Consider the following 12,394-nt stretch of genomic DNA (forward strand, 5'->3'; position numbering starts at 1 on the left):
CGTGCGCGCTCCGCCGGGGGCCGTCGCTCGGGTACGGGTGACAGCCGCTCACTCCAACTGCCGGGCCAGCTCGTCCGGTTCGGTCGTGGGGAGACGGCAGGTGAAGCCCCGGCAGACATAGGCGGCGGCCTGCCCGTCCACCAGCGGGCGCCCCCTCAGCAGCGGGAACTCGTCGCCGTCGGGCGGACCGGCGGCGACGACGGCGCCGGGGGCCGTACCCATGAGGGCGGTTCGGTGCAGTGCGCGGGCAGCGGGGTCGTCCTGCGGACCGACGACGGCCACCTCACGCGGCCCGTCGAGAAGCGCCTCCGCCACGGCGAGCCCCCATCCGATGAACCTGGGCGCCCGCGGGCCCAGTGCCTTCACCACACCCAGCGCGCCTTCCGCCGCGCCGCGGTGGACCTCGGAGCCGGTGTGCGCGGCGTACGACAGCAGCGCCCCGGCCGCCGCGGTCCAGCCGGAGGGGGTGGCGTTGTCGGTCGGGTCCTGAGGCCGGCGGATGAGCGGTTCGGCGTCATGGGCGGTGTCGTAGAGCGTGCCGTTCTCACCGGTGAAACGGTCGATGACGTTGTCGAGCAGAAAGCCCGCGAAGTCCAGCCAGACCCCTTCCCCGGTGACGCCCGCGAGCGCGATGAAGCCCTCGGCGACATCGGCGTAGTCCTCCAGGACACCGGCGTTCGCACCGGCGGTGCCGTCCTTCGACGTACGGGTGAGGCGGGCGCCCGCGTCCATGTGCAGCCGTACGAGCAGATCGGCGGCCTCGGTGGCGCGTTCGACGAGGTCGGGGCGGTCGAAGTAGGCACCGGTCTCGGCGAGCGCGGCGATGGCCAGTCCGTTCCACGCGGCGACGATCTTGTCGTCCCGCCCGGGTCGGGGACGGCGCTCACGGGCGGCGAAGAGCCGTTCCCGTACGGACGGATCGGGCTCCGCGCCCGGCAGCCGCAGCACCGAGAAGCCCTCCTCGAAGGTCCCCTCCTCGGTCACCCCGTACAGCTCGGCGGCGCGCTGTCCTTCCTCGTCGCCGAGGACCTCGCGCAGCCGGCGCGGAGTCCATACGTAGTACGCGCCCTCGACCGTCCTGCCGTCGAGTTCGCTGTCCGCGTCCAGCGCGGACGCGAAGCCCCCCTCGGCGGTCCGCAGCTCGCGCACCATGAAGTCGGCGGTCTCCAGCGCGACTCTGCGGGCGAGACCGGACCCGGTGGCACGGGCGAGGTGGGCGTACACCCGGCACAGGAGCGCGTTGTCGTAGAGCATCTTCTCGAAGTGGGGAACGATCCACTCCTGGTCGACCGAGTAGCGGGCGAATCCGCCGCCGAGCTGGTCGTAGATGCCGCCCCGGGCCATCGCCTCACAGGTCGACACGGCCATCTGGAGTGCCCCTTCGGCACCGGTGCGGGCGTGGTGCCTCAGCAGGAACTCCAGCACCATCGACGGCGGGAACTTGGGCGCGCGCCCGAAACCGGCGTGCCGCTCGTCGTAGTCCCGGGTGAGCCCGAGCAGCGCCTGTGACAGCTCCGGCTCCCCGGGCACCCCTTCCCCGCCGTGCGCGAGCGACCGCGCGGCCAGATCCCGGGTGACCTTCCCGGCGACCTCGGCGACCTCGTCCCGCCGGCCCGCCCAGGCGGCCGTGACCCCTTCCAGCACCTGCCGGAAGGACGCCATCCCGTGCCGGGGCTCGGGCGGGAAGTAGGTCCCGAAGTAGAACGGCTGGGCTTCGCCGGTCAGAAACACCGTCATGGGCCAGCCGCCCTGCCCGGTGGCGGCCTGCACGGCCTCCATGTACACGGCGTCCACGTCGGGACGCTCTTCACGGTCCACCTTGACGGACACGAAGTGCTCGTTCATATACGCGGCGGTGTCGTCGTCCTCGAAGGACTCGTGCGCCATGACATGACACCAGTGGCAACTCGAATACCCGACGCTCAGCAGGACCGGCACCCCCCGCCGCTCGGCCTCCGCGAACGCCCCGGGGCCCCAGGGCCACCAGTCGACGGGGTTCTCGGCGTGCTGCAACAGATAGGGAGAGGTCTCCCCCACGAGTCGATTCGGCATCTCACCAACCTATGCCTCCGCCCGCTTCACCCTACCCACCACTCGGGAACGGCGTGCCGCGGTCAGGCGAGGGCGCGTCCGTGCGCGGCGGACTCACCGGCGGGTTGCCGGATCGGCAGGACGCTCAACAGCCCGCAGCCGTAGGGCTTGCCCCTTCCGATTCCCTCCGACATGGCTCGCCGCAGGGCGAAAGCGTTGTGGATCTCCGCTTCCCCATCGAACTGTGCAAGGTGAAATCGGAGGCCCGCACGTGCGCGGAGTCGGCTGACGAGCGGATGTCGGGGGGTCACGAGCCCGGACTTGAGACGAAGCCCCGCCTTGGCCGCACGCAGCCGCCACCACTCCTCGGCGGCGTCCCCGTGCAGGGCCACCCGCTGTCCGACCCTGCCGCCTCCCGCCGAGGGCACGGCCAACTGTTTCGAGGGGTTGGCGGCGATCCGATAGCGCACCCGCATGCCCTCCGCGAGCGTGTCGAGGTACGACTTCAGGTGCAGCACCCCCGTCTCGGCGTATCCCTCGGGCAGGCGTCCGATCTCGGGCTGCACGTGACTCTGCACGAGGACCTGGACCACGTCTCGCACGGGCTCCGTCCGGTACAGGGCACCCACGTCGCTGCGGGGGGTGTCGGAGGGGCAGTCGGGGAAGAGGGACATGACGCGGCGGTGCATCAAGTGGGCGTCGTTCAGGTCGTTCAACACGTCCCCCCTGCGCAGATCGGGGGTCAACCGGGTCAGCCAGAGGCTCATGCTGTTCCCGCCCGTTCGGATTTCAAGGTGGTCTCCGACTGTCGTGGGAGCATCGGAGCGATCAGAGGGACGTAATCGACACGCACCGCGCGCGTTCCGTGGTGCCGCCGCCGTGCCGAGAACGAGATCGGATGGTCGTGGCGCAACTCGGCCCCCACGAAAATGGGCACGGTGTCGCGCACGGTCCGCAGATGCAGCGGGGTACCCGCGTCCAGGCGCTCGCGTGCCCGGCGCAGCTGCGCCGGACGCGTCTCCAGCCACGGATGGCCCTCCAGCACGTCGTCCACGTGGCCGTCGTGTACCGCGCGGCTCTCGTCCGGGTGTACGACGGGAGTGCCGGGCGGGAATGCCTTGCGACCGAGGAACAGGGGCCATCGAGGACGTCTCAGAGCCCGGTACAGGCCGCGCACCTCCGCGTCCGCCCCTTCGAGAGCCACGAGGAAGAGTGCCCCCGACAGGTAGAACCGCTCGCTGACGACGGTGGCCCTCGCCCCGCCTTCGGTGTTGGGCACGTTGGAAACGGTGTGGAAGTCGCGTTCCAGCTCCCCTTCGCGGTCCGCCCGAACACCCATCAGCAGTGTGGCGAGTTCCCGCACTCGATCGTCGTCGTCCCTCGCCACGCCGAGGGCCGACGCGAGCAGACCGACGATGCCGGACTTCGTCGGTTCACGGGCCGTGTCCCGACGGTCGAAGCGGGATGAGACACCCCAGGACTGCATGGGGGCGTCGAGGCACAGGATCAGGGTGGATGTCACCGCACCGCTCCTCAGAGACCGGCCGAGCCGATGAGCCCCTCGACGAAGGCATCGATGCCCTTCGCCTCCTGGCAATCACGTGGTTGGCGGTGGGAGAGCCCTCCACTCGAATCAAGGGCGCCGTAGTGCACGCCGCGAAGCTCCTCGTCCCCGTAGAAGTCACGGATCTGATCGAAGTAACCGGTCATGCGCCGGGCGGACGTGCCCATCAGGTCCGCAACGTCGCCGACGGGCGAGAGGAACGCATTCGCGAGGCTCCACGCCCCGTCCGTGCGGGTGACTCCCAACAAGACGTCGGGGACCGTCGGCGCGGCCATGGAGTTCTGCTTGCCGCGCGGAACGGCGTGGACGAAGGCCCGAAGCCAGGCTCGAACACTGCGGACCAAGAGCGCCTTGTCCTCGGCGGAGAGCTCCTCCGGAGGGACCGACTCCTCACCGAAGAGGTTCCGGAGCAGACAGTCGGTGTCCAGGTTGGCGTAGCGGTAGTAGCAAGCCGCGTTGTAGTCGATGGTGCCCATCATGTCTGCGGCGGGCTCCTCGGCCGGACGCATGTCGTCCATGGCCGTGTAGAAGTCGAACTCGTTGGCCACGGCGTGGGTGGAGATGCTGTGGGCCACCTGGCTGGCGGAGATCACGGAGAAGTCCTGGTTGTCGGCGATCATCCGGCCGAAGAGCGCGATGTCGGCGACCCGGGTGGAGTCGAAGACCTTCCGCGCCTCAATGACGTCCTTCTGCGTCGGCTTGATCTTGGCCCGTGACGTCTTCTTCACGGCCGCCTTGCGCTTCTGCTCCTTCTCCAGGGCGTCCCAGTGCTTCTCGCAGTAGTTCGCGAGGTGCTCCACGGCGGCCGGTCCCACGTACAACAGGTACTCGGACCGCCCCCGGTCCTCGGTTACACCGAATCCGAATGCCGCCAGCGCCTCTTGGGCCACCAGTTGCGCCCTTCCCACCTCGGACTTGCCGCGCTCGGCGAGGAGAATGCCGGCACGTTCCGGCAGTTGCTTCGTCCGCCGCCCGATGTCACCCGTTTCCAGGCCGTGTGAGGTGAAGAGCTCACGTGCCGCCCGTTTCAGCGACTGACTGGAGACCCGGGCCCGGGTGACCCCGCCGAACCGCACTGTCTTCGGCTGTCCGAGATCGTCCCGGTTGAGGTTGCTGACCGGGAAGGACTGGAGCAGGTGGAGCTCAATGATCATTCGTCATCCTGGGTGGTCGAATCGGGGGCCTGGTCGAGCGGGGTTCCGGGGTCGTCGCCCGGCTCGCCGTCCGCCATCCGGGGCCGGGCTACCGGGTCATGGTGGTAGTCGCTGATCCAGCGCAGTCGCACGCGTTGCCGCTCCTTGACCCGGTGATCCGTCTGGTCCGTGGAGAGGAGGACGACGAGATCGTCGAGCAGCTGTCCGTAGTTCAACGGCGTGTGGCTGCCGTGCAGGAGTCGCACGGCCTGGCGCACCTGGTGTTCCAGGGCCGCACCCTCCACGGAAACGAGGTCGGTGAAGCGGCGCTCGACCGAACTCCCCTTCACCCGTGCAAGAGCCCCGAGGGAGCGGGCGAGGGTCGGTGCGTGCGGTCCGCCCAGCGAGCGGGGCAGGGGGTGCAGGGCGAAGAGACCGCTCACCAGGAGCCAGACGTCCTGTTCCTCTTCCGCCGGGCTGTACGGGACGACGACCCCGTACGCCTGCGCCTGGTGTCGCCCGCCGCTGAAGCCCCGGCGCAGCACGGCGAGCTCCGCACGCCCTCGGGCCACTTGGTGCGTGGCATCCGATTCCCGCGCCGTCGCGAGGGAGTGCAGGTGGGAGACGAACGCATCACGCCGAGTCTGCCTTTCCTCACGGGCTCCGGTCTGTACCGTCATCGGGCAATCCTCCTCGCATCGACCCTCGTCGCCCGTGTTCGACAGCTCATGAGACCTCCGTGTACTGGGCGAGGTTCTCGCGGTGACGGGCGCGGAGCCACGTGGCGGCACGAAGATAGTGCGTGTAGCTCTCACCGGCCGCCAAAAGCTCCCGGTCTCGTCGTCCGGCGTCCTCGGCCCAGCGCCGAGCGGCCCGGACCGCGGTGCGGTGAACGGCATCCGCCCATTCGATCGCGGCCTGCTCGATCTCGGCGTCCGAACCCACCGAAACGCCGAGGCGCCGAACGAGTTCGTTGAAGGGGTCGGCGATCCTCGGCCAGAAGTCGATCTCCAGAGCGGTACGCCGCAAGGCCGCGGACGGTTTTCCGCGCCGGCCGGAGGACGGAGGAGCGAAACTCTGGCGGTAGGTCTTCTCCATCATGCGCAAGGCGTTCCCGAGGTTGTCGGCGTAGGCGACGGCTTCTCCGATGACGTACCCGATACGGCGATCACGAGACCGCATCAGGGCGACGGGAGCCGGAACCTCCTCCTCGTACCATGCGACGATGTTCCCGCCGTTCGTTCCCAGCTCCTGTCCGAAAACCCGCAACGTGAACACGGTCGAGTCCGGGATGACGTGCGAACCGTCCGCCCTGGACACCGCGAGGGGTCGCAACCGGGCGGGCTCGGCTCCGGGAACCAGCGCGGGAACGAGCTTGTTCTTCGACGCGAGCTTCTTCTCCCCTGCCTTGCCCTGGTACTTGCTGCCAGAGCGGCTCCAGCGCGCGACCTCCGGCAGCAACAACTCCTGCGTGTAATGCCACACGCCGCGCACCCCCTCCAGCCGAACGGGCACGGGGCGTGCCGGCTTGGAATCCGAGATCCACCGTTCGCGGAAGGCGGCCATGGGTTCCACGTCCTGGGACAGATCACCGTCGAGACGGGTCCCTGGGGTGCGCAGCACACCCACGACCGAAGCCCCCTCGGCCTCCGGGCCGCGGAAGAGCAGCACCCGCCGCGACGGCCAAGTCAGCACGTCGGTGAGCCCCAGGGAAGGACGCGGTGGGCCCGGATCGGGCCGGTGCACCTCGTCGTCCTCCCAGGCAGGCCGGTCCGCGGGGCCGGTACCGATCGGACGCCCTTCGTCGGGCCGGTACGCGACGAGGTTGAGCAGCAGGGTCTGGCGGAGCGTATCCCCCCTCCAGGAGGACACATCCGAAGTAGCCGCCCAGGGAGGTCTGCGAAGAGGCCGGGCTCTTCTGGTATCCGGTCTTCTGCCCACCGGTGTCGTACGCCTGCAACGTGACCAGCCAGCGCGCGGCCTCGGCCGGTGACAATTCCGGCCGTTCGGCGGCGGTGGTGTGGTCGAAGAGGGTGCGGTTGTTGCCGGTGGCCCACGGCGCGACGAGGACGGCGGTGCTCTGGTGCGGTTCGGTCTCCTTGGCGGGATTCCACGAGGGACGCCTCGCGAGATCCGGGCACTGCAGGAACGGCCGGTGAGTGTCGAACAGGTCGAACCGGGACTCCGTGCGCTCCACATAGCGATCGAGGCGGCCTCGGAACTCGTTCTCCTCGTCGAGCAGATGTGCCGGGTCGGCCATCCACAGCTCGTCCCAGTCGTCGTCATCGGGGGTGAACGCCCGGTGGAGGAGGGCCAGCACGAGCCGGTGCAGCGCCGCCGTCATCGTCGGGCTGCTGCCGACGAGGCGGCGGTGACGGTGCGCGTTGAGGACGAGGTCGACCAGACTCACTTCGGTGATGTGGTCGGAATCGAGCGGAAGCACCGGAAGCCAGGGCTCACGCAGCAAATCGAACATCACTCGACCCCTCCGGCTTCTGGAATTGCGGCGCGGGATCAGTGAAGCGAATCCCGGCGCACCGCGCACACGATCCTCAAGAAATCACGACCGTCCCGCGCACATCCGACCGAGAGACAGCAAGATTGTCCGAGAATCACCTACCACCCCGGTTGCGGAGTACGGTTAGGCCTTGCGGTCCCGGTCGGATCCATGGCCGCTCTGACGTGTACCGGTACCGGCACGACCGAATTCCGTGAGGGTCCGCAGACCCCATTTCATACCCGGTGACATGGGGATGCGAGCCGTCAACGCCTCGCGGCCTGCCTTCGGCGCGCCCCTCTCGGACCGGTCCGCCGCACGTTCCCACTGCTCTTCCCATCCGAGCGGGGACCGCAGTTTCTCGCCGTCGTCGTACACCCTGTCGAGCAGTTCCTGTACCTCGTCGGGGCATCGGATCTCGCCCCGCTCCCTCAACACCGCCAACGTGCGAAGAAGGATCGCCTCGGGGTACACGTTCACGGCGTAACCGAAATTGACCGCCTTCCGTCCCGAGCGCGGCTCCGGCACCCTGATGAGGACGAACCGGAGTTCAGGCCGTTCGGCGCCCACCCGGTGCCGCCCGACCCGTCCCATCCGCTGGATCAGGCTGTCGATCGGCGCCACCGCGCTGATCATCACGTCGAAGTCCAGGTCGAGACTGCTCTCCAGGACCATAGTGCCGATCACGACCGATCCCCCACTCCCAGCCGCTGCGGTCATCGAACCCCGCGGACCGAAGCAGGCGCGCAGGCGTCCTTCCGTCGCGAGCCGCTCCGTCGGGTCGAGCCGACCGTGAATCAACTCCGTCACCACGACTTGCCCGGCCCCGTGCCCCACTGCCCTCCGCAGCGACTCCCAGTCCCTCTCCGCCTCCCGGACGAGGTTGTGCACGATCGCGACGTTCCGACCCCGACGCGCCTCCCGCAAGGCGAGTTCCACGACGCCCTGCCGATCCACCCAGTGCAGCCGGACCACCCGGTCGCGGTTGACGGGGGCGGCAATGACGTCCACCGCGGACACCGTGCCCTCGACGGAGACCTCAGCGGAAAGGATCCGCGGATAGGCGGCCGTCCCCGAGGTTGCGGACTCCGGCAACTCCCTCACCGACACCCCCAGGGCTCCCGCCCGCCAGCTGTTCACCAAGGTGTACTGCTGGCGAGTCGACAGGGTCGCCGACAGGAGCACCACCGGTGTCCGGAGCGCGCCCAATCGGTGCAGCAGGGTCTCGAACAGAACCCCCGCGTGCACGTCGTAGCCGTGCACCTCATCGAAGATGATCACCTTGCCCGAGAGCCCCGCCAGCCGAACGAAGACGTGCCCTGAGCGAACGGCAGCCTTCAGCACCTGATCGACGGTGCTCACCACCAGTGGATTCAGGTGATCGGCTTTGGAGGACAACTGAGCCTTCGCCTGCGCGTCGCTGTCGCACCCGAACTGCTCCGATGCCCCGGAGCCGCCGTCCTCCGCGACGCACTTGGGGCACAACGGCGGCGGACCGGCGGCGTGCCGTCGGTCCAGGTACTCGCCCGCGGCTCCGTGGAACAGCTTCAGCCGGCCCATTGCGTGTCCGTCCCACGGCCTCAGCAGTTCGGCGGCGACCTCGTACGCCTGGTTGCCGCTCGCCCTGGTCGGCATAGCCACGTGCAATCCCCGCAGATGATGCAGGCGGATCATGGAAGCCGCAGCCTGCAAGGCCGCCTTCGTTTTGCCCTCACCGGTCGGCGCGGACAACAGGAACACCCCGAGTCCTCGCTCACCGGCGACCAATTGCTCCAGCCCGGTCTGGAGGTCGCGCCGTTCGGAACTCTGGGGGAACAACGACCCGAAGGAGGTGTCCTCGGGTACCGTGCACGCTTCCCACCCCAAGGACTTGACCTTCGGCTGCTCGACCGCTGCCACTCCGGCGGCATATGCGGTCACGTCTACGCTCGCACCAGCATGGGCCGCCTCCTTCCGGTCGGACGCGATCCAGTCGCTGACCGAGGTGAGCGCCGCGAGGGCCAGTTCCGCAGGCCCGTCCATCGTCACCCGCGCCCAGTCGGCCGGCGTCGGATCACCTCCCGAGGTGCGTCGCAGCCTGCACAGCTCGTCGGCCAACGCCTCCACACGGGTGGCCCAGGTCTCCCCTCCGGTCGCGCCGCGCTTGTAGGAGACCTGCCAAAGGTCGGCCGGGCCCGGAACGTACCCGTGATGAGCACCAAGCACAGTCCCGATGGACTCGGCAGTCTCCGCCGAGGCGCCCCACTTCACCAGCAGGTTCCGTACATACAGCGCGCTGATCAGCCCATGCGCCACATCCGTCCGCGCCCCGGAACTCCTCGGCCTTTCCCGCAACCGGTCGATGGCCGCGTGATCGGACTCCGGCAGCAGCTTCTTGGCAACGTCCGCCCTCAACCCCTGGAAGGTGGGTGAGCACTTGCCCAGGTCGTGCAGTCCCGCCAACCTCGCGGCCCACTCCCGTGCGTCCCCGAGCGGCTCCAGCGCCGCTTTCAGGCGGTCCTTGAGATAGGGCCCAAGGCACAGATCGAACAACTGGTACGCCACTTCGGCAGTGTCCAACGCATGACAGATGAGGGGGTGCGGCCGGGAACCGTTGCCCAGCTTCCCCCAGATCGGACGGACGTCGACAGGCACGCGGAATTCACCGTTCGAGAGGGACACAACACCCACCCAACCGAATGCCGGACACCGACGGGCGGAACTCGCTCCTCACCCCTACGAACCGCCGCCTCATAGCCAACCGGTTCATACACCCGAGCGCCTCACGGTCCTCGACCGCCGGACCCGCACACCCGCGCCCACTCGGTCGGTTCACTCCCGCTCACCGGAGCAACGGGTGCTTGCGGTGGGTAACCAGTGCCGTACGTCAGCGGCCGTCTGCCACGGGCCGGGGCAGCTCGTCCAGGTCGAGGGTATAAGTCCGCCCGTCGGCCAGTTCGACGGGCAGCTTGCCCGAGCCGTACTTGTGCGTGTGGGCTGCGATGTAGCCGGAACCGGTGGGCTGGGTGTGGACGACAACCTCCTCGGCATACGGGTCCACGACCACGTAGACCGGAATGCCGTAACGGCCGTACTTGCCGGTGCAGTCGTCGTAGTCCTTGCGCGCGGAGGAGACCGACACCACTTCGGCGATCAACAGCACGTCCTCGAAGCCGTAGCGCTTGCCCTGCCGCTGCGCGTCCTCCCGCATGATCGCGAAATCGGGAGCGGAGTTCTCGTCGGCGGGGAATTCGATGTACACGTCGGAGATGACCTTCGCATGCCGGCCGAGGGCGAGGGAGTCGATCTGCATCGACCGAATAGTGCTGGAGTGCTCTTCACTCTGCGGGGTCATGACCACCTTCCCGTCGATACCGAAGAAGACCACGTACCCCGCGGGGAACTCGGCGTGCAGGACCGCATCCACGCTCATCAACAGCTCCTTCCCGTCGCCTCTCAGCATATGTCCCCCGGACCCGCACCAGGGCGGCCACGAAGAACGTCAGCCTGGATGGTGGCGTGCACGGGGGCGGCCGGACCCACGCGCACGCCACCACCGGGTGGGCCGCAACGGCCGCCTCGTGCCCTTGCTCGGCGGCGACAGCTGCGCGGAGGCGGGGCCGCCGCCTTCCGGGTAACGGCAAATCGTGGCGTATTGCTCGGGCACCCTGTCGGGCGAGCTGGCCAACTGGCCTTCGACCCAGGCATCCACACCCCGCCCCAGTCGCTCGCCACACGCACCCACGGAACTACTCTCTGGAAACATTGCAGGTCAGGACTACTGGGTTGTGTACATCTACTGGCACCAGTGGCACGCCGAGTAGCCGACCGACAGCAGCACGGGTACGTCACGCCGCCGCGCTTCCTCGAAAGCCTCCGGTGTCCAGGGTCACCAGTCGACGGGGTTGTCGGCATGCTGAAGCAGATAAGGCGAGGTCACGCCAGCCAACCGGTTCATGTGACCCAGCCTCTCACGGCACCCGATCCGATCGTGGAAACCGCACGGACTCCGCCCTCCCGGCCAAGCAGCGCGGGGACCGCGATCGCTCTTCCCCGAAGGCAGGCGCCTCGGAACCGCAGGACAGTAGGCTGAGCCCAGCAGCACTGGAACTGTGGAAGCTCCTCGAAGGAGGCACACCATGACCGCCGAGATGGTGGCGCCCGCATGGATGCACTCACAGATCAGCGCGGAGCAGTACGACTCCTGGTCCGAGGAGCAGTGCGCCGGCATCGAGGTCGTGGACGGGATGGTCGTCGTGAGCCCGAGCGCCTCCAAACGGCACAACCGACTGGCTCGGGTCCTGGCCAATGCCCTGGATGCCGCCGCGGGGCCCGACTGGAACGCGGACACGGACTTCGACGTCCGACTGCAGGACGTTCCGCTCACCAACCGCCGTCCGGACGTCATCGTCTACCGGGCGGAGACCATCGACCTCACGCCCACCCGGCCCGAGCACGTGCTCCTAGTCGTCGAGGTGGTGTCGCCCGGCTCGGAGACGACGGACCGTATCGTGAAGGTGGACCAGTACGCCAAGGCCGGCATCCCCTTCTACTGGCGGGTCGAACAGGCCGCCACCGGGGTTCCGATCGTCTACACCTACGTCCTTGACCCAGCCAACAGAACCTACCGGGACGGCGAAATGTTTACCGGCCTGATCAAGGCCGCCGCGCCCTTCTCCGTCACCGCGGACCTGGGAGCCGTCTGACAGCGCCGGGAGATTCGCTCCGCGGGACGGCGGCCGGTGGTCTCCGCGAGAAGTTCCTCCTTGCCCTCCCGTACGGCCTCCTCACCTCCGGCACGGGCAACATGCCCGGCATGGATGTCGTCCCAGCGCGTGTGGCCACTCACGATCGGTCTCCTTCTCCCTGGGTCCGTTCCCTCATAGAGATCTCGTAGCGCTCCTCGGCCAGCGGAATCGCTGCCCGATACCACTCGTGCCACCGCCCCGCTTCATCTCCTGCCACCAGCAGAATGCTGGAGCGCCACGGGTCGAGGGCGAATAGGAGATACGTACCGTACCGGGACGCAGTTCCTTCAGATTCGCCATTGCGGAGCCATGAATGGTGTCGGCCAACGGGCGCCCGAGCCCCGGGCCCCTCCGTCAGGGCATCCGGCGCCCGCACCACCCGGGCGGGAAATCGCCCCCCTCCGAGGCACCCCGGCCCCGCCCGGCCCGCGCCGTCACGCCC

The 12,394-nt window shown here is 68.6% G+C and carries 9 protein-coding genes and 3 pseudogenes; 1 reads left to right on the forward strand and 11 read right to left on the reverse strand.

Features of this window, described 5'->3' with window-relative positions:
- Positions 1–48: 48 nt before the first annotated feature.
- The 10 genes and pseudogenes from ACIBCM_RS20375 to ACIBCM_RS20420 form a co-directional block, all read right to left on the reverse strand.
- On the reverse strand, positions 49–2,052 hold the full coding sequence (locus tag ACIBCM_RS20375; RefSeq protein ID WP_399245087.1) for a thioredoxin domain-containing protein: 2,004 nt from the start codon (positions 2,050–2,052) through the stop codon (positions 49–51).
- Positions 2,053–2,114: 62 nt separating this feature from the next.
- The gene (gene cas6e / locus ACIBCM_RS20380) at positions 2,115–2,798 is read right to left on the reverse strand and encodes a type I-E CRISPR-associated protein Cas6/Cse3/CasE (protein WP_399245089.1); all 684 of its coding nucleotides are present in this window, start codon (positions 2,796–2,798) and stop codon (positions 2,115–2,117) included.
- Positions 2,795–3,553: a type I-E CRISPR-associated protein Cas5/CasD gene (gene cas5e / locus ACIBCM_RS20385; RefSeq protein WP_399245091.1), complete on the reverse strand. Its 759-nt coding sequence runs from the start codon at positions 3,551–3,553 to the stop codon at positions 2,795–2,797. The genes cas6e and cas5e overlap by 4 nt, the downstream gene beginning before the upstream one ends.
- A gap of 11 nt (positions 3,554–3,564) precedes the next feature.
- The gene (gene cas7e, locus ACIBCM_RS20390; protein ID WP_399245093.1) at positions 3,565–4,749 is read right to left on the reverse strand and encodes a type I-E CRISPR-associated protein Cas7/Cse4/CasC; all 1,185 of its coding nucleotides are present in this window, start codon (positions 4,747–4,749) and stop codon (positions 3,565–3,567) included.
- On the reverse strand, positions 4,746–5,408 hold the full coding sequence (gene casB / locus ACIBCM_RS20395) for a type I-E CRISPR-associated protein Cse2/CasB (RefSeq protein ID WP_399245095.1): 663 nt from the start codon (positions 5,406–5,408) through the stop codon (positions 4,746–4,748). The genes cas7e and casB overlap by 4 nt, the downstream gene beginning before the upstream one ends.
- A gap of 46 nt (positions 5,409–5,454) precedes the next feature.
- On the reverse strand, positions 5,455–6,600 hold the full coding sequence (locus tag ACIBCM_RS20400; protein ID WP_399245097.1) for a type I-E CRISPR-associated protein Cse1/CasA: 1,146 nt from the start codon (positions 6,598–6,600) through the stop codon (positions 5,455–5,457).
- Between the two features lie 40 nt (positions 6,601–6,640).
- Positions 6,641–7,204, reverse strand: a pseudogene (gene casA / locus ACIBCM_RS20405) (type I-E CRISPR-associated protein Cse1/CasA); the annotation flags it as partial.
- A 165-nt stretch (positions 7,205–7,369) separates the two neighbouring features.
- Positions 7,370–9,886 (reverse strand): CRISPR-associated helicase Cas3', encoded by a 2,517-nt coding sequence (cas3, locus tag ACIBCM_RS20410; protein ID WP_399245099.1) that lies wholly within the window; start codon positions 9,884–9,886, stop codon positions 7,370–7,372.
- Positions 9,887–10,091: 205 nt separating this feature from the next.
- Positions 10,092–10,637 (reverse strand): Uma2 family endonuclease, encoded by a 546-nt coding sequence (locus ACIBCM_RS20415; RefSeq protein WP_399245101.1) that lies wholly within the window; start codon positions 10,635–10,637, stop codon positions 10,092–10,094.
- Positions 10,638–11,006: 369 nt separating this feature from the next.
- A pseudogene (locus ACIBCM_RS20420) lies at positions 11,007–11,162 on the reverse strand (DUF255 domain-containing protein); the annotation flags it as partial.
- A 181-nt stretch (positions 11,163–11,343) separates the two neighbouring features.
- On the opposite strand from ACIBCM_RS20420, the gene ACIBCM_RS20425 reads away from it, so the two are divergent.
- Positions 11,344–11,910 (forward strand): Uma2 family endonuclease, encoded by a 567-nt coding sequence (locus ACIBCM_RS20425; RefSeq protein WP_399245103.1) that lies wholly within the window; start codon positions 11,344–11,346, stop codon positions 11,908–11,910.
- A 139-nt stretch (positions 11,911–12,049) separates the two neighbouring features.
- Here the strand turns inward: ACIBCM_RS20425 and ACIBCM_RS20430 are convergent.
- Positions 12,050–12,331: pseudogene (locus ACIBCM_RS20430) on the reverse strand (type II toxin-antitoxin system RelE/ParE family toxin).
- Between the last annotated feature and the right edge of the window lie 63 nt (positions 12,332–12,394).

Origin of the sequence: Streptomyces sp. NPDC051018, from assembly GCF_044456085.1 — a bacterium.
Lineage (GTDB): Bacteria > Actinomycetota > Actinomycetes > Streptomycetales > Streptomycetaceae > Streptomyces.

What these genes read in the sequence shown, in the direction of transcription:
- ACIBCM_RS20425 (WP_399245103.1), top strand. Translation starts at nt 11,344, where the DNA reads ATGACCGCCGAGATGGTGGCGCCCGCATGGATGCACTCACAGATCAGC.
- cas6e (WP_399245089.1), bottom strand. Translation starts at nt 2,798, where the DNA reads ATGAGCCTCTGGCTGACCCGGTTGACCCCCGATCTGCGCAGGGGGGAC.
- casB (WP_399245095.1), bottom strand. Translation starts at nt 5,408, where the DNA reads ATGACGGTACAGACCGGAGCCCGTGAGGAAAGGCAGACTCGGCGTGAT.
- ACIBCM_RS20415 (WP_399245101.1), bottom strand. Translation starts at nt 10,637, where the DNA reads ATGAGCGTGGATGCGGTCCTGCACGCCGAGTTCCCCGCGGGGTACGTG.
- cas7e (WP_399245093.1), bottom strand. Translation starts at nt 4,749, where the DNA reads ATGATCATTGAGCTCCACCTGCTCCAGTCCTTCCCGGTCAGCAACCTC.
- ACIBCM_RS20375 (WP_399245087.1), bottom strand. Translation starts at nt 2,052, where the DNA reads ATGCCGAATCGACTCGTGGGGGAGACCTCTCCCTATCTGTTGCAGCAC.